An 18,075-nucleotide genomic window follows, 5' to 3' on the forward strand; every position below is an offset into this window, starting at 1 on the left:
ATTTTTGGGTACTTATTTAGGTAGGCAAAGTCGTCAAATCTTATTCGATTGACCAAATTTCTAAAGCAAATTTAGCTTGTAGCTTGAGCATCTCAAGACCATCAATATAATTGGATACTTGAGTAAGATGATCGTGTTCTTCAAAATTGTAGTTTAGGTCAAAGAAAGTGACTTCTTTAGAGATCTTTCCATTGAAAATAAATGATCGTGAACATGTATTTACAACTAATGTTTGTTTGCTTAACTGCGATAGATCCAATTTTTCTAGGCAGTCTCCATTTTTTCTTGAGAACTGCTCAAAAGGTATGGCCAACTTATTAAGTAAACAAATTAGTACATGGGCCATGGACCCATCTCCTAAAATATAAACATTCCTCATCTTACTAAACTGATTTTGAATGATGTAATTCAGAGCTAAGTAATCAGTATTAAAACCAAAAAATTGATTTCCATCTTTTTTGATACAGTTAATAGCATTTAATCTTTGAGTTTCTTCATCCATGACTACTTCATCGAGAAAAAACTTCTTATATGGAGCTGTTATACTAAGCCCCTCATTAACAGAGAATAATTCTTGTAAACTTGGAACAATGGCTTCATCACTGATGTCGACGAGTTCATAGTCGATATTTCGACCTAAAAGACTTTCATACATCTCTTGAGACTTTGAATGAGAGATATTTTTACCAAGAAGTGCTAGCTTTGTTTTAGGCATTTTTAAAAAAGTCCCTAGCGACTTCAACATCATTTTTAATTTGATCAATTAAATCATTCACTGAATTGAACTTTACTTCATCTCTTACTTTTTTAATGAATTCGATTCTGATTTCGTTCCCATAAATATTATCTTCGAAATCAATGATGTGAGTTTCAACAAATAAATCATTGCCTGTGTTAAATGTAGGATTGCTTCCGACATTTGTGATAGAATTCCACACTTGATCGCCAAGAGTTGCTCGACTTATGTAAACGCCCTTACCTGGCGCAATTCGCTCTGCTAGAAATTGCATGTTGGCCGTAGGAAATCCGATCTTACGACCTCTTCCTTCTCCACGAACCACGCGACCAGAGATATAAAAGTCGCGCCCAAGCATTTCATTGGCCTTTTCTATATTTCCGATGTTGATATTCTCACGTATTTCAGTTGAAGAGACACAATGTTTGCGAAGTAAAAACTCTTCTAAGAGAACTATTTCAATATTTTTCGGTTTACAATATTCTTGCACAAACTCATGGTTTCCCGACTTATTTGCACCAAAAGCAAAGTCATGACCTAAGTATAGTTTTTCGACATTGCCACAAGATAAAATAAAGTCATCAAGAAAATCCCCTGGAGACATAGTCGAGACATCGCGAGTAAATTCGATTTCACAAAGATATTCGATACCAACATGCTTAAGTAGATCTCTCTTTTCAACATAAGAATTTATTAGAAAATGATTTCTTGGCCTTAAAATTTGAATTGGATGAGGTTCAAAAGTAACAACAACTAACTTAAGATCATTTTTTTCACAATCAGCTTTAATTTGCTTCAATATAGACTGGTGTCCCAAATGAACTCCATCAAAGTTACCAATGGTTACAGCGAACTTTTCTTTTTCTTCATTCAATGCACTTAAGTTTTTTACTATCTTCATACGTTTCTCAATTCTTTTTCAAGAGCCGTGATATGTTTCTTTTGTGTTTTTTTATTTATAACACTTTTTTGATTTTTATATGACTCTCTTTCTACTACTTCATATAGACTTTTAAAATACTTCTTCGCTTCGCTATCCAGATTGGAGCTTTCAATTTTTTCTAGGACACCTTCACCGTTACTTAGATCATTAAGAACACTAAACAAATCATGGTGAGAAAATTTTCCAGAACGAATCTTCTTAAGCTTAAGAATTTGATCACTATTTGATCCACCCTTTTTAAATGATGTAAAACTTAAAAGTATCAGAACAATACTCGCTGCGAGGGCGATGTTAAGCTCAACTAGATACTCACTAATATTAACTGGCTCATCTTTTACAACAAAGGTCGGACCGATAAGTTTTCCCTTAACTTTTGACTCTACAGATATTGTTGGTTCTTTTTTAGAAATTGCTTTAGTACCAGAATTTTTAACTCCTGCCGTAGAAGTTCCACCTACAGTTATTCCTGGTATATCAATTTCAACTCCAACATATTCTTTTCTTTCTGGGTCAAAGAAATGAAGGATTCTTTTACTTGGCGGTATAAGAAGAGAATCTCTAGCTAAGAAAGTATAATCAAAGATTTTCTTGGCCATTTGATTATTTAATTCTTGAACCTCAGTTTTTGTATCAAACTCTTCTAAAAATTCATGTTTATATATCTTTGGTGCATCATAACCTTCCAGAGCACCGTCACCAATAACTTCTAACTTTGCCTCAATTGCCTCATTAACAAGAAATTTATTTCGTGGAACAGTTAACTTGAAATCATATTTTCCAACTAGTCCTGTAAAAGTTTGAGGAACATTGTCTGCTGGTAATGCTAGTACTTGAATAACTTGTTGTTCGTTTCGAATAGTCTTCTTTCTAACATTCCTTTGAATACTTAATCCAAAAGGACTATTAGAAAAAGCGTTCCTTCCTGTGCTTTTATTGTAGCGAACTTCTAGTTTTAATTGCCCTATCTTAGCTTCGCCTGGTTTTTCAGCGAAAAGACGCGCTGAGTACTTTTTTATCCTTCTATACACTTTCCCATCATATTCAACTGATTCGACAGACTCATTAGGAAGGTGAAATCGCTTTACAAATTTTCGAAATTTTGGAAATTCTTTAACGTCTATCGAAATAACATTCGTTCTAAAGTAGACATAATAATCGACATTAAATCCTTCACCGACATAAACAGTATCTTTACTAGGAACAGCTTTAACGAATACTTCAGGTGCTTCTTTTGGCTCTCGTAATACTGTAATTGAAATATCTTTATGAGTTAATGTCTTGTCCCCTAGTTCAACTTTAATATCGCTTAACCTTATACGCCCTGCTCTTTCTGCGACAAGATCGAATCGATAAGTCACACTTTTCTTAGCATATAACTTTCCATTAATTAACGAAGTTGACATCATTCTTCCAGCTTCTGTTCGCCCCGTAACACGGGCCCTCCCTGGGTCAAATGAAATATAGGGTTCTTCATCGGAGTTAGTTTCAATTTCAAAGATTGCTGAAAAGCTTTCATTAACTACCGGATTATTTGGTGTAACAGCAACATTTAGCCTATCGGCCAAAGATGTCATTGAAAATAAGAGGCATGTTAGAGCTACTAATGTTCTCATTCTACCAGTCCTTTCTATTTCTTTGCTGAGATTGGGAATTTCTTATTCTTTCCAATACTCGTTTTTGTAAATTTCTATCGTTATTTAAGACCTGCTTCAACTTAGCAGGTAGCTTAACCATTTTTCTTTTCTTTTTAATTTCTTCTTCTTTTTCGTCTACACTCTTAGGTTTTGACTTTTCGGGCCGTTTTTCTTCGCCCTTATCTCTTTGATCTTTCTTTTCTTCTTTTTTCTTATCTTTCTTCTTTTCTTTATTTTGTTGATCATCTTTAGGATCATTATTCTCGTTGGGCCTTTTCTGTTTATTACTTTGACTATTAGACTGACCTTTTCCCTTGCTATCTTTCTGGTCTTCTTTGCTGTCTTTTTTCTCGTCTTCACCCTGATCTTTTTTGTCGTTTTTATCTTTCTTGTCTTTATTATCTTTTTTGTCTTTCTCTTCTTGCTCTTTTTGTTTTTGCTCTTGCTTCTTCTTTTGCTCAATTTCTTTTAAAGCGCTATAGATATTCTTTTTTACAATTTCTTTTTGTTCATCATTAAGCTTGTCATTTTTTTCGATATATCTAAATAAACTAAGACCATCTTTAGTTCTTTTATTTAAAAGAAGTGATGTACCATAATTTATGGCATCATTCGCATCCATACTATTAAGATCAGTGGCTCGTTCTTCATATATTTTTAACGCCTCTTCGGGTTTATCAATTTTTAGATATTCACCCGCGAGTTCAAAAAATCTCTTGTCTCGTGTATCTCCATCTTTAATTTTGTTTTTTATCGCTTCTACTTGTTTCATTTTTTCAGCTTGTATTTCTTCAGCTGATTTTTCCTCATTCGCTTTAACGTTGTTTTGGTAACTAAATAGAAAGAAAGCAATAAATGCTACATGTCTTAAAGATTTAAATTGCCTAAGGATAGTTGAAACAATAAAGAAAACGAAAAATGGAATTAACATTTTTTGTATTTCAACAGGTTTAACAATTGAACTTCCCTTTGAGAGCTTACTTGTAAATTTTTGTCTAAAAAAACTTAGTACTTCTTCAGTAGGAATATTATAAGATTGAACAACCCAGTACTTATAATTTTCTATCTTTCCTTCTAACGAACTCAACATGCTTTCATTTAATTTCGAAATTACTCTCTTACCATTGAATTCTTTATATTTTTGAAAACCACCTGTTCTAGCTCGTATAGGAATTGGGCCACCCTTTACAGTTCCAACTCCAACAAAAGCGACATTCACAGTTGAAGGAATCTGGATTTGCATAGCATCTTCATGTTCTTCACTATCAGTAAAGATAAGGAGATTTCCCTGTGAAATTTCCGTACTTGATTCTTCCTCTTTGAAGTATTGAAGAGATTCATTTATCGCTAAAGAGATATTAGAACCTCCTCTACTTAAATCGATGTCTTCTAGTCCACCAATTTTTGCATCAAGTAAGTCAATATCATCAGTGAAAGGGATAAGCTTAGTCTGAGAGTCAGAAAATAAGACGACTGAAATCTGATGACCAGCAGCATTTTTTACGAAGTGCCTTGCCATTAATAAGGCTTTTTGAAATCTATTCGGTCTCACATCTTCAACAAGCATACTCGCTGAAGCATCAATGAGAACGATCGTCTTCTGATCAGGAATATCACTTTCGATTTTTATCGGTTTTCCTCTGAGATCTAGAGTCGCTCCCCCTAGAAAAAGAAAAGATATAATAAAGAATATGAAAGATAGATTGTTAATCTTTGAGGACTTTCTGAAGAAAAAGCGCTTCGTTAGATTATAAAAATTTGAACGATATCTGAGAACAAGAAATGAAAACAGAATCAGAACAACTAGCATGGCAGGCAACATCGATATTTTTTCAAAATTCATTCTGCCTCCTTCAACCAATATCTTCTAAGAATCTCAACAATAACCAACAACACAGAACCAAAGATCAAAAATTGATAATGATGATAACTATAAATAATCTTTGCGCTTATTTCGATTTTCTTTCTTTCAAGTTTTTCAATTTCCGCGAGTACTTCGCGAAGAGCTTCAGAGTTACCAGCAATGAAGTCCTTTCCTCCTGTAATTTCAGCAATCTTTTGAAGAGTTTCAAAATCAACACTTCCACCTGGAATCTTTTGATATCTCTTAATTCCAAAAGTATTACTTATTGGCATTTGTGCATCTTCAGAGCCACCGATTCCAATTGTATAAACTTTAATTCCTTGATTCTTAGCCTCTTCAGCAGCTTGTAAAGGAGTCATATAACCAACCTGGCTTACACCGTCAGTCAATAGAATAATTGTCTTCTTGTTAGTAAGTGACTTTGCTCCTCTTGCAACAGCTAGAGCAAGAGCATCTCCAATATTTGTTCCACCGCCTAATAATCCACCGATTCGAATTTCATCAATAACCCTTTCTATCAATTTCAAGTCAGTGGTTAGAGGAAGGAGTGTGAACGCCCTTTCTGAAAACATAATGATTCCAATTCTATCTGTTGGAACCATTTTTATGAATTCGTATATCTTCTTTTTAGCCGCTTCTAATCGATTTGGCTGAAAATCCTCTGCAAGCATGGATCTAGAAACGTCGACAACAAAGAAAATGTCATTAACTTCTGTATTATTTTTCGCAAATCCAGCAGGTTTTCTTGGAATAGTCCCCGAAATCCCTAGTGCAATCCAAGCAAAGAAAGCCAGAAGGATAACTGTCCATGTTTTAAAAAAATTCCCTGAACGTAAATACTTATTAGGTAGACGCAACTCAGGCTTCTTAAATGGTTTAAGTAAGCTGATAAGCCAAAATATAAAACCAACTATTCCAAATATAAGAAACATTGGTTCTTTTAGTTGTAATCCTGCTATCATAATTTCTCTATTACTGTCTTCAATTCATCATAAGCATCTTGAACTTGATGGAGCTCAATATCATCCCATTCTCTCTTGTACTGACAAGCATTCAGAGCTTCAATAAATCGAAGTTTACAAGGTGTATCGTTAGGAATTAGTTTTCCCCACTTATCTTTTAATCTGTAGATTGATTCAAATTCTTCTCGCGTATTCAAATCCGTAAAAATCTTTTTCCAATTTTCTTCTTCCCCCTTTTGTTTGCCCTTACGTATCACAAAAAAGTAAAGTATCACTCCAATAGCAATCAAAAGTAAAAGACCTGCTAGCAATATTTTTTCAAGATCACTGCCGTCAGTAATATCTGTATCCAAGACAACAACCTTCTGCTGAATTTGTTCACCCTTTTCGAGCTTAAACCCCTTGAATTCGACAGGGATATTCAAGGCCTTCCATGACCAGATATGTACATCACTCAGACCAACAGTTTTAGTGTAAGTAATTTCAAAACTGACATCCCAAACTTGAGGATTATTCTTATTTTGATCGAGACCTTCAATTTTAACGATTCGAAAATATTCTAAAAAAGGTTCTCCTTCTAATTTTTTTAAATCTTCCTTTACCATTTTTTGGATATTAAAGACTCGCATTCGTCCTTTTACAATTTCTCCAATTTCAACTTCCTCTTTCTCTAACGTTAGGACCGCTGTTGTGTCATAGCCCATAACTTGAAAACAAAGTAAAAATAAGAAAAAAATAAAGATATTCTTCATCACATCATCTCTTTAATAAAATCTTCTAAATATCTATCTTCAACATTTAGCTGCTTTATTCTCTTTCCAAGTGTTTCGTTCATGTCTTTTTTCTTGAAATTAATCTGATACATTCCCTTTTTAGAATTCTCTGATTGAACAGCTTTGATCATATAAGGAAAAGAGTCAGACCTATCGACGAGTGATAGAATTTGAAAACAGTGAACATTCTTTCTAAACAATAGTCTTCTCAAATGCTCTGTCGAAAGAAGACCGTTAAAATCGGAGAGAATAACTAACTCTCTCTTTTTACCAACATGCTTCATAATCGACTTATACTTTTTCGATTCATCGTCAGTATCGGCAATCTGATCTTGGTATCGATGATCAACTTTCCCCTGACTATCTAAGACTCCCATTTCTTGAAGAGTTGATATCAAAGCAATAATTCCGAAATCACCACTTTTCTTTGGAATATCGACTAATTCATTGCCTACCACTAAGACGTGAACATAATCATTAGTTTCTTTGGCCAATAAATAGAGTAAACAACAAAGTTCAATTGCAGCTTGCAATTTTGTTACTCCACGATCTCCAAAGAACATTGTCGCTGAAATATCAAGAACGACGACAATTTCGACGTTTCTTTCTTCATCAAATGTTTTCACATAAGGATTTGACGTCTTCGCTAAGATTTTCCAATCAATGAACCTTACATCATCACCAGGAACATAGACTTGATGTTCTTTAAACTGAAGACCCGTTCCTTTAAAATGGGACTTCAACATTCCTATTGAATATGAGTTGGAATTTTTAAACAGAGTAGACTTTATTCTACCAACTGTTTTCCTAACCTCGTTAATATCCATTAGATCTGTCCTTGTGCAATCTCCATCGCGACTTGATCGGCCTTAATATCGTCGATCGTTGCTTCATAACTCAGTAGAATTCTGTGACCAAGAACACTTTTAACAATCTTCAAGATATGCTCTGGTGCAACATAATCCTTGCCATCAAGGAAGGCCATGAACTTACCAATTTTATGAAGCCAGATACATGCACGCGGAGAAGCTCCTGCAATGAGAGCACCTTCATACTTTTTATTAAAATACTTTGAACCTGGCCTTGTTGCTTGAACAATACGAACAATAAGATCTTTCATCTTATCGTCTACATAAATTCCATCAACAACTTCTTGCAATGAAATCAGATCATCAGTACTTAGAACAGATTCCATATCAGCTTCATATGTTTTTTTAAGATCTAAAATTGCTTTTTCTGCATCAAAGCTTGGATAGTCAACGTAGACTTTCATCATAAATCTATCCATCTGAGCTTCTGGAAGTGGATACGTTCCCTCTTGATCAATCGGGTTTTGTGTAGCAAGAACAACAAATGGTCTAGATAACTTATGAGTATCATCACCAATCGTTACTTGTTTTTCGGCCATTGCTTCTAGTAGAGCGGCTTGTACTTTAGCTGGTGATCTGTTGATCTCATCGGCCAAGAGAATCTGAGTAAAGATTGGTCCAAACTTCGTTGTAAACTCCTCACTTTTTTGACTATAAATCATCGTACCCACAAGATCCGATGGAAGTAGATCAGGTGTGAACTGAATTCTTTTGAACGAAAGATCACAAAGCTTACTTATCGTTGAAACTGAAAGCGTCTTACCTAAACCTGGCATACCTTCAATGAGCAAATGCCCATCACATACAAGAGCAGCTATAATTGAATCGAGTAGATCGTCTTGTCCGAAAATTACAGACTTAGCACTCGTTAATGTTTTATGAACTTTCTCTAATAAAATATCATTCATCAGACTTCTCCATATCTAACGTAATAAAGAATATATTTAATATAATTTGATTTACTATTTAATGTTTCAAGATTGTGATCACTTCCTTGAATCCCTATATCTTGAACAAAGACTTTATAATTTTTCTTTTGTGCTGCTTTTAGAACAATCTTATCTAATTCATCAAGTGAGATATAGTGAGTACAAGAAGCTGCTACAAGTAATCCCTCATTCTCTGTTATATCAAAAATATTTTGGTATAACTTGTCATAGCCCCTAATAGCTGATTTCTTAGCATTTTCATTTTTAGCAAATGCAGGAGGATCACAAATAACAAGATCATATTTTTCATTTCTACTCTTAGCATCTAATAAGAATTTAAAAACATCACTTCGATGAAATTGCCCCTGACCTTCAAAGCCATTCAATTTTAGATGATGTTCTGTAACATCTTTCATATTTGCTTGGTCGACAAAATCAACATACTCGACATTTCCCTTAAGAGCATGTAGTCCCCAACTTCCAACATAAGAAAAGAGATCAACTCCTTTTTTAAGCTGTCCTTTATAGTCGAGAAGTCGTAGTTTCATTTTGTCTCTATTATCTCTATGATCGTAGTAATATCCAATTTTCTGCATATGAGAAGCTGGAATGGAATATTTAATTCCAGACTCTTCAATAAGAATATCTTTATCTATTTGTGTTTCATTAAATCTAGGAAGTAATTCATTTGCTCTATATTCATCGTTATCTAAAAAATACACCTCACGATCAAGATTTTCTTCCAAGACTTCTTTTACAAGATCCCTATAGCGATCAATTCCAGCTGTATTTATTTGGACAATAACAATATTTTTATACGAATCGACAATTAAACCGGGAAGGCTATCTTCATCACCAAAAATAAGTCTTGCTCCTTCGCTGAATCGTTTAAACTTACTTCGATAATCAAGAGCAGATAATATATTTCTAGTTATAATAAATTTCGCAAATTCATCTTCATTTTGTTGAAGACTCTCACTTCGGCCGACACATCTAAAAACAGGACCTTTATCAATATTAACATTTATAAAGCCAAAAAAGCCTTCTTTAGTTTTGAGTTTAATCCATTGCCCAGGAATGAAGGATCTTCCAATTTCATTGAAATCTTTTAGGTATAATCCTTTTTCTCCACTTATTAATTTATTATATCCAGACTTGGATAATTCAACTTCTTTCAACACTTAGTTTTTCCCTTTCATTAATTCTCTTTTAGCAATCCCTTGATTTACCTGAAAATTATCGAAATTTAAAATAAGTTTCCCTTTGCCTAAACTCTTTTCTTGCAGCTTATTCTTTTTGTCTTTGAATTTAGCAATCGTTTCAGAGTTTACTTCTATCTTCTTTGGAAAGCCGTATCCACTCTCATTTACATAATCAATATGAGTGTCAACTTTAACAAGCCGATTCCCTTGAATCGTTTCACTTGCGAGGCTTTCAAGTACCCATTTATTTCGTGACCACGTTTTCTTTGTCGATGTAAAATCAGTTGTAGAAACAAGAGAAGGTGAAAAGGAAATAGACTTCACTAGTCTTCCATCATTTGAAAAGATGAACTTAATTCTACTTGAATTAAGTTTTTGTGTTTTATCAACACCCCCAACCTCAACATTACCTTCAACAGTTTCAGCACTCAACTGATATGCTCTTATTCGTGGTTGAAGTTCTTGTGGAATAACGTAAATAAGATAAGGCTCCACGGCCATGCGAATTCTATTTTTTAGTTCATAGAATCCATTTGGTAATCCATTTACCTCTAACTTTAATTCACCAGGAGTTAACCAATAAACTTTAACAAAGACATCAGATAGTTTTCCAAGTGCACGCCCTTCATTAAGAGATTCAACTAGTCCCTCTTGTCGTATCTCAAACGTTAGATCTTTGAGTGCAAATTTATCTGGATGATAAGTTCTAAGATCATATTGATCGATAGTTTCTCTCGCTATTTTTTCATTCGCTTGAACTGAAAAAATGAGAGTAAATAGAACTGTAATAGAAATGAGTTTCTTAAGCATAAGTATACCTCTTAAATATATTATACTCATTTTACTTTTCAATTACTTAGACACAATCTCTTGCAATTCTTTCCTTCCATTCCCGACAATAATTAACGGATATATAACGCTGCTTTTTCATTGTTACACCTCCCTTTTGTCCTTTAATTCCTTTCAAGTTTTTAACCTGTGTATACATCAATGGAGGTCGATCTAAAGATAGCGAACTATAATCTGCGAGAAGAGATCCTATAATATCAAGGTGTTCTTGATTTAATTTACTAATATTATCAACTTTAATAATCAAGTGAGCACTAGGATATCCGTCTATGTGAAACCAAAGATCATCTTTCTTCGCCCACTTTGTCCTTAGATAATCATTATCAACATCTCTATGGCCGACTGCCATAGTCATGCTTTCAGTAAGCTTATAGATATCTATTTTTCGATTATTCTCGTTCACAATTTTCTTTGCTTTATTTGTAATCCACACAGGAGTAACGATTGATGGTAGATCAAATTCAAATGGACTATTTCCCGATTCAAATTGCACAAGCTCTTCTTTCGTGTCTTCCAATCTTTTCTCAAGTAATGACTCTGCATTTCGTAATGACTTTATTTTTTCGAAAATTAAATTCTTACGCCCCCATTCATTTAAGCTCGATTCAAACTTAAATCTAATACCTTCTATTTTAACTTTATATTCCTTAGGAACTTGCCAATTAGGATCTTCAACAAGTGATTTTAATTCTTTCCATTTAAGAACCTTCTTATAATCACTTTCAATATTCTTAATCTTTCGAGAAAGAAATCTCTTCTTTTTAGTAATCTTTTTAGTGCTTCCTTCTAGCAAATCAGACTCGTATTTATCTATCTCAAAATCTCGATCTTTTTCAGACACACTTCCAACTTCAACAGCTCCAAAACCAACTTCTTCTAATTTCTCATAAAGTAGTTCCTTAGCTTCACTAATGTTTTCTACTTTCAACTTACCTTTCCAAGATGCGAATAACTCTACTCTTTCACTGACTTTATATATATGAGCAAAGTATAGATCCTTGCCTTTCCAGAAAAAATAAAAGAAATTCTTCTCGCCCTTTAACGTTTCAAATTCGAGCAATTTATCTTTTTCATTAAGTCTGATATCAACAAGAGAGCTAGATGATAGATATTTTCTTAAGTATTCAAGATACTTATCAATAACCCTTACTTGTGAGGCAGGATGACGTTCCATAATCCAAAACCCAGAGTATTCAGATCCTCTTCCTAGGGCAAAGTACTTCGTCTTTCCAGGAAAACGTACAGCTACTGATATGAAATGCGGCGTCGACATTATCTTTTGAATTTTACCAAAGGACTTTTTACCATCTTGGTTTCCTTCGGGATTAATTTTATTAACATTTCGCTTTATTTCATTATAATTCAAATTCATGTCACACAACTTATTAAATAACTCAGAGTTTTTAGACTTAGTAGATTGGCCAGAAGTCGCCAATAATATTTCTACTTATTCACATTTTGATTTTACAAAAGAACAACTTCTTAAACAATTGAAGGCTAAGTCAAAAAGTGAAATTTTACAAAATTTTGATAATATTGACTTCTTTATCAAAAATTTTGAACAGTTCACTATTGGTAAAGAGAATTTCCTTACCTATATTCCTTCAAATCTAGAATCTAACTTTTCATCTATCGTAACAAAATCTGCTGAATTAACAATTAGACAGATTAATAGTCTCTGTCTAGCTTATGAATTGTATGGATCACTATATAAGACCTTAATTGACTGGGAAAACTTTCAGGAATTCGAAATTGGTCAATCAGAAAAGGATAAGATCAGAAATAAATTTGTTAAGCCTCTTAGAATCTTTGTATCTAAAGAGGGTCATCAAGACTTAGAAAAACACCCGCTTCTAAGAGAATTATTTCAAAACCTAAGAGCTCTCGAAGAGCACTTGCGCTTTCGTTCTACTGAGCTAATAAGAGATCAGAGATATTCAAAAATTATTCAATTTGAACAATTCGATATTGTAAGCGACCGGTTTGTTATCGCTGTAAGATCCGATTCATATAAATCTGATCTTGGGTCTATTGTAGGCCGTTCTACAACTGGCCATACTTTATATATAGAACCTCCAGAACTCAGAAGTGCCAACAATTCAAAAATTGAAATCACTTCTAAGATAGAAAGTGCTCTTTCTAAAATATGTCGAGATTTTACTCAGACAATTCAAAGCTTCTTACCAGAGTTTTTGAAGCTTATAGATTTCTTCAAACTCTATGATGAAATTTATATGAAGAGTCTTTATTCTCTCAATGCTGGTTTAAATAGACCTGAGATCATTGATGAGTTTTCAATTTCTATTGAAGGATTATTTCATCCACTCATCAAGAATGCTGTAAAAAATGATATTGCTCTAGAGTCGAATAAACTCGGACTTGTTATTTCAGGACCTAATACCGGAGGGAAAACGGTCACCCTTAAAAGTGTCATTATTACTCACTTATTTATGCATCTTGGGATTTTTGTTCCAGCAAAAAGAGCAAAACTCTATCCTGTTCAAGAATTATATTTTTATAGTCATGATCAACAAGACTTATCTCAGGGTTTAAGTTCATTTGCTTCAGAAGCAAAGAACTATTTAGAACTACTCTCTACGATTGGAACAAATTCTTTGATCGTTATTGATGAAATTTTTAATTCAACTAGTTCTGAAGAAGCTTCAGCACTAGCGATTTCTTTACTTGAAAAAATACATCAAAAAAGTCATTCAAAAGTAGTCCTTTCAACTCACCACCAATTATTTAAGACTCATATCCACTCTGATAATCAATATGTCTCGGCCTATGTTGGTTACGATATGGAAGAGCATGCACCAACCTATAAGATTTTTCTTGGTGAGCCAGGAAGCTCAATGGCCTTAACAATCTTTGATGATTTATCAAAGAGATTTGGCGTTGAAACGAATATTTCAGAAAAAGCACAACTTGTTCTCGATAGAAAACAAGTTTCTTACGAGAAATTATTAGAAGAGCTTTCTAAAAAGAAATCTCGTCTTGATAAACTTCTCATGGAGAATGAAACTCTTAATAAAGACTTAAAAAACAAACGTAAGTCTTTAGAGGGAATCGTTCATTTAGAAAAAGAACGCATTATTAACAAATACGAAAAGAAAGTTAAGAAAATCGTTTCTCAAGCAGAAGATTTAAAGCGAAGAGCAAAACGTGGTGAATTCAACATAGGAAAGCGTTTTGATAAAGACTCGCATGGCCTTGTTCATTCTGTTGCTACGATGAAAGAAGACCTCTATCACAAGAACGAGCAACCACAACCTGCAACAACGACATTAAACTTGGAAGCACTCGCCTCAGGTGATGTAATCTATTCAACAATCCTTAAAAAGAACGTCGAAATCATAAGTATTAATCTTAGAAAGAAAGAAGTTCAAATTAAAAACGGAACGCTGAAAGCATGGATGCCAGCTAAGTCTTTTAAAGGCCTTAAAGATAAACATATTAAGAAAGTTCAACCGGAAGTCACTGTCCATGTTCAAAAAACGACTGTAGGAAACATTGAAATCGATTGTAGAGGAATGCGTTTAGAAGAGTTCCAGCGCAAGGCCGAAACCTCTATCAACGAAGTGATTAGTGGAGATATACCTTTTTTAACAATCATTCATGGTCATGGATCAGGGATTTTAAAGAAGTGGTTGCGTGAATATCTAAGTAAGCACAGAGAACTCTATTTTGAAAATTTAGATGGGAATGACGGCTGTACGAGAGTTTATCCTAAAGAGTAATCTCACTCTATAGATGTTCCCATTCGTCCTGGCCTGATTTTAAAATTCTTATGTTCGCCAAAAGGCAATATCATTGAGAACCAAACAAATAAGGCCTTTCCCTTAATATACTTTTCAGGAACTAGACCCCAGAATCTTGAATCGTGAGAAAAATCTCTATTATCACCCATAACAAAATATTTTCCTTTTGGAATTTCTATTTTGTCATGAAAGTTACCATAGTAATTGTCATGATCTTGCTGAATAACATGTTTGTGCTTACCCGTTTCTACTTCGTAGAACCTTAAGTTATAAACCTTAAACATATCATCCATGTCTTCCATGATTTTTCTACCATTGATCTCTTTAGCATGAATTGGTTTAGAGTTTATATAAACAACCTTATCCCTTATCTCTAAAGTATCACCAGGAACGCCTACAACCCTTTTTATAAAATTCGTAGAAGGATCTTGTGGAAATTTAAAAACAATAACATCCCCTCTATCAGGACCATCTGTTTTAAATAAGTAAATTGGATCAAAGTTAATATCGAAGAATGAAAAATCTGAAAAAGGAATCTTGAGCCCATAGCTCATCTTATTGACGAGAATGAAATCACCTATCATCAAGGTTGGAATCATTGAGCCTGATGGAATTCTAAATGGTTCAAAAAAAGAACTTCTAAAGCTTAAAATGATTAAAGCGAGTACAGAGATTATTTTAACCTCTCTCAACACTTTGCTTCTCTTTGTCGCTTTATTTTCTTCCATTTTATCTTGATGTCAGTAGAGCATCACCATTAACAGGGTCAATCTTCTTATAGTAATAGTTGATGATTTTATTGGCCAAGAAAGTCGATTTTACGTACCACTTTTTCTTGTTTACAATCATAACACAAATTGAAATACCTTTATCTTTTTCAGCACTTGAGGCAGGTTTTGCAAAGGTTGTCACCCAGTCTCTTTTCCCATATGGAATTCCACCAGTCAGAGAACCTGTCTTTGCTCCAACAATCAAATCTCTTCGCATCTTTCTAGGAAGTTTTCTTTCAAGAATTCTTGCTGTCCCTTTATTGGCCGTATACTCCATAAGAGACTCTAAGTAGTCTGCTGTTTCTTTACTATAAACTTTCTTTGAGCGAACTTCGTTATTCCAAATTAATTCTTTTGTTGTCTTATTCTTTACGTTTAAAACCATTCGTGGATAAACAAGCTCTCCATCATTAGCAACAACTGAAGCAATCAGTGCGCCATGAATAGGACTAATGAGAGTTTCCTTATTAAAACCAGATGCTAATTCAGCTAAATGATAATCACTTCTTGGATGTACAAAGCGTGACTTTGAAAGATCAACATCAACCATAAGTTCTTCATTAAATCCAAACTTACTGGCCATATCAAAAAGCTCTTCTCCACTAATGTGATTAATTGCAGCTTTTCCAAAAACAACATTATTTGAAAAAGCAAATGCGTTTTTAAAACTCTGCTTTCTAGTCCAACGTGTTTTTTTATTTTTAAGCTGATACTTATAAAGAGTCGTTCCTCTACCTCTGTAAGTGAATACCGTTTTATTTTTAACATCAGCATCTTCAACTAAAGCAGCTGATGTGATGACTTTAAATAAACTGGCAGAAGGATGTGTACTTGTAAAAGGAAGAACATCTGCGGGCTTATTTCCTTCTCGCTGATGTCCGATTGCAGTCAAAATATTTCCGTTATTATTATCAATGATAACGACTGATGTATAATCAGGTCTGTGTCTTCTTAAAAGCTTTCTAACATAAGAAGTAAGCTCATCATTAAAAGTATATTCTACTTCAAATAGATCATCTTCAAATTTAATGTCGTGTGGAAGTTTTAATTTACCAGGACCGAAGTGGTCCCCAATTTCAGACTTAACAGTTTTCTTGATTTCGATTCTTCTCTTTCTCTCATACTCTTTCTGATAATGCTCAAGAGCAAAAGTGAAAGCTATCAATGAGAAGATCCCACCAAGAATGATATATTTCTTTTTTATTTTACCTATCATAGGTATTAATTATGCCTTAAAGTTTTTCCCTATGACAAAAAATTCTTTGCTGACTGAGCGTGTTGATTTTGGCTTCAAAAAATGGAAACTTTCAAACAAATTCTTTTGTTCTTTTAGGTATTGCTGAGCTTTATTAGAATCAAAGACCTTAATAACAAGGTTTCCACCAGGACGAAGAAACTGTGGAGCATGATAGAAGACCATTTCGATAAGGTTTAAACTTCGATCTTGATCAACTGATCTTATTCCAGTTGTATTTGGCGCCATATCTGAGACGATAACATCAAATTTTTTAGAAACTTCTAGTTCTTCTAGGTTTTGAATATCAAAGACGTCTTTTTCGAAAACTTTCACATTCTTAAGATGCATAAGCTTTTTGTTCACTGGCTTAATATCACAGCCAACAACTAGCCCCTCTTCACCAATCACTTTTTGTGTATATTGAATCCAAGAGCCTGGGAAATATCCTAAGTCGATGACTTGATCACCTTTTTTTAAAACTTTGTACTTTTCATCTATCTCTTCTAGTTTATAGATACTTCGAGCGAGATACTTTTCTTTCTTAGCTTTTTTGAAATAGTGATCTTGGACTTTGAAACCCATGACGAACCCTTATAATTATGCGTAATTTTTCAGTTCGGTATTAATATCATACTTCTTAATTTTTGCAATTAAAGTCCCTTTGTTGAGAGCGAGATAGCGAGATGTTTGATTGATTTTGCCGAAATTCACCTTCAAAGCCTTTGAAATTAATTGTCTCTCGTATGAATTCACCGACTCTTTAAAATTTGTAAATATTTCATGTTGTTCTTCACTTGAAAACTGTAACTTCCAGTTAAGAAAATCAATGTTCTTCAACGACTTATCCTCAGTGCTTATAAGCATAGATTCACAACAATTTCTTAATTCTCTATAATTTCCTGGCCAGCAATAAAGGAGCATTTCATTTAAAAGTCCCTCGGTTATTTTCTTTGAAATTTCAAAGTCTGCTTGAGCCTTGTAAAGCATTTTTAGAAGGACATTTCTATCAATTGTTTCTCTCAAAGGCTTAAGCTTTTTTTGAACGCATGAAATTCTATAAAATAAATCTCTTCTAAACTTTCCCTCTTTCACTAATTGTAAAAGGTCTTCATTAGTTGCACATATAATGTGCCCATGAAACATTCTTTTATCACTAGAACCGACTCGATAAAAAATTCTCTCATCCAAAAGAGTGAGGAGCTTAGCTTGTGAACTCAGTGTTAAAGATCCTATCTCATCCAAGAAAAGGACTCCGTTTGAAACTTTTGAAGCAAAGCCCTCCCTTTCACAATGGGCACCAGTAAAGGCTCCTTTGACATGACCAAACAATTCACTCTCAAATAATTGGTCATTAAGTGTCGTTACATTCAATTGTAAAAATGGTCTGGATTTAAATGCTGATTTGGAAACGAGAGTTCGGACAGTTTGACTTTTTCCTACGCCACTCTCTCCTATTAGCAAAACCGATCTCTTATTTTCTAGTGCTTTTAAAAGTGCATTCATAATTCCCCCCTTTTGATTTCACGTCAAAAATTGAGTTCATCAA

General features: G+C 33.9%; 16 protein-coding genes. 1 reads left to right on the forward strand and 15 read right to left on the reverse strand.

Annotated features, from left to right (window positions below; translation table 11 throughout):
- Positions 1 to 40 precede the first annotated feature (40 nt).
- The 11 genes from HBN50_RS15970 to HBN50_RS16020 form a co-directional block, all read right to left on the reverse strand.
- On the reverse strand, positions 41 to 715 hold the full coding sequence (locus tag HBN50_RS15970) for a hypothetical protein (protein ID WP_273871708.1): 675 nt from the start codon (positions 713 to 715) through the stop codon (positions 41 to 43).
- On the reverse strand, positions 708 to 1,637 hold the full coding sequence (locus HBN50_RS15975) for a bifunctional riboflavin kinase/FAD synthetase (RefSeq protein ID WP_273871709.1): 930 nt from the start codon (positions 1,635 to 1,637) through the stop codon (positions 708 to 710). The genes HBN50_RS15970 and HBN50_RS15975 overlap by 8 nt, the downstream gene beginning before the upstream one ends.
- Positions 1,634 to 3,292 carry a BatD family protein gene (locus HBN50_RS15980; RefSeq protein ID WP_273871711.1) on the reverse strand — a complete coding sequence of 553 codons (1,659 nt, stop codon included), beginning with the start codon at positions 3,290 to 3,292 and terminating at the stop codon, positions 1,634 to 1,636. Before HBN50_RS15980 ends, HBN50_RS15975 begins: the two co-directional genes overlap by 4 nt.
- A gap of 1 nt (position 3,293) precedes the next feature.
- Positions 3,294 to 5,156, reverse strand: coding sequence for a vWA domain-containing protein (locus HBN50_RS15985; protein WP_273871712.1), 1,863 nt, complete (start codon positions 5,154 to 5,156; stop codon positions 3,294 to 3,296).
- Positions 5,153 to 6,139, reverse strand: coding sequence for a VWA domain-containing protein (locus tag HBN50_RS15990; RefSeq protein WP_273871713.1), 987 nt, complete (start codon positions 6,137 to 6,139; stop codon positions 5,153 to 5,155). Before HBN50_RS15990 ends, HBN50_RS15985 begins: the two co-directional genes overlap by 4 nt.
- Positions 6,136 to 6,894 carry a hypothetical protein gene (locus HBN50_RS15995; RefSeq protein ID WP_273871715.1) on the reverse strand — a complete coding sequence of 253 codons (759 nt, stop codon included), beginning with the start codon at positions 6,892 to 6,894 and terminating at the stop codon, positions 6,136 to 6,138. Before HBN50_RS15995 ends, HBN50_RS15990 begins: the two co-directional genes overlap by 4 nt.
- Positions 6,891 to 7,658: a DUF58 domain-containing protein gene (locus HBN50_RS16000; protein ID WP_273871717.1), complete on the reverse strand. Its 768-nt coding sequence runs from the start codon at positions 7,656 to 7,658 to the stop codon at positions 6,891 to 6,893. Before HBN50_RS16000 ends, HBN50_RS15995 begins: the two co-directional genes overlap by 4 nt.
- A gap of 80 nt (positions 7,659 to 7,738) precedes the next feature.
- Positions 7,739 to 8,689: an AAA family ATPase gene (locus HBN50_RS16005; protein ID WP_273871718.1), complete on the reverse strand. Its 951-nt coding sequence runs from the start codon at positions 8,687 to 8,689 to the stop codon at positions 7,739 to 7,741.
- Positions 8,689 to 9,891 (reverse strand): class I SAM-dependent rRNA methyltransferase, encoded by a 1,203-nt coding sequence (locus tag HBN50_RS16010; protein ID WP_273871720.1) that lies wholly within the window; start codon positions 9,889 to 9,891, stop codon positions 8,689 to 8,691. The genes HBN50_RS16005 and HBN50_RS16010 overlap by 1 nt, the downstream gene beginning before the upstream one ends.
- A complete protein-coding gene (locus HBN50_RS16015; protein ID WP_273871721.1) occupies positions 9,892 to 10,722 on the reverse strand; it encodes a hypothetical protein in 831 nt (276 codons plus the stop codon).
- Between the two features lie 46 nt (positions 10,723 to 10,768).
- Entirely contained in the window at positions 10,769 to 12,133 is a 1,365-nt protein-coding gene (locus HBN50_RS16020; RefSeq protein WP_273871722.1) for an NFACT RNA binding domain-containing protein, read from the reverse strand.
- On the opposite strand from HBN50_RS16020, the gene HBN50_RS16025 reads away from it, so the two are divergent.
- Positions 12,132 to 14,501, forward strand: coding sequence for an endonuclease MutS2 (locus HBN50_RS16025; protein WP_273871723.1), 2,370 nt, complete (start codon positions 12,132 to 12,134; stop codon positions 14,499 to 14,501). The genes HBN50_RS16020 and HBN50_RS16025 overlap by 2 nt on opposite strands.
- Positions 14,502 to 14,503: 2 nt before the next feature.
- Here HBN50_RS16025 and lepB read toward each other — a convergent pair whose 3' ends face one another.
- The 4 genes from lepB to HBN50_RS16045 are packed head-to-tail and all read right to left on the reverse strand — an operon-like array spanning position 14,504 to position 18,032.
- Positions 14,504 to 15,250: a signal peptidase I gene (gene lepB / locus HBN50_RS16030; protein ID WP_273871724.1), complete on the reverse strand. Its 747-nt coding sequence runs from the start codon at positions 15,248 to 15,250 to the stop codon at positions 14,504 to 14,506.
- A 1-nt stretch (position 15,251) separates the two neighbouring features.
- Entirely contained in the window at positions 15,252 to 16,508 is a 1,257-nt protein-coding gene (locus HBN50_RS16035; protein WP_273871725.1) for a penicillin-binding transpeptidase domain-containing protein, read from the reverse strand.
- 9 nt (positions 16,509 to 16,517) lie between these two features.
- Positions 16,518 to 17,111, reverse strand: a complete 594-nt coding sequence (locus HBN50_RS16040) for an RlmE family RNA methyltransferase (RefSeq protein ID WP_273871726.1) — start codon at positions 17,109 to 17,111, stop codon at positions 16,518 to 16,520.
- A 15-nt stretch (positions 17,112 to 17,126) separates the two neighbouring features.
- Positions 17,127 to 18,032 (reverse strand): sigma 54-interacting transcriptional regulator, encoded by a 906-nt coding sequence (locus HBN50_RS16045; protein WP_273871728.1) that lies wholly within the window; start codon positions 18,030 to 18,032, stop codon positions 17,127 to 17,129.
- Positions 18,033 to 18,075: the final 43 nt, after the last annotated feature.

Source organism: Halobacteriovorax sp. GB3, assembly GCF_028649655.1.
Lineage (GTDB): Bacteria > Bdellovibrionota > Bacteriovoracia > Bacteriovoracales > Bacteriovoracaceae > BSW11-IV.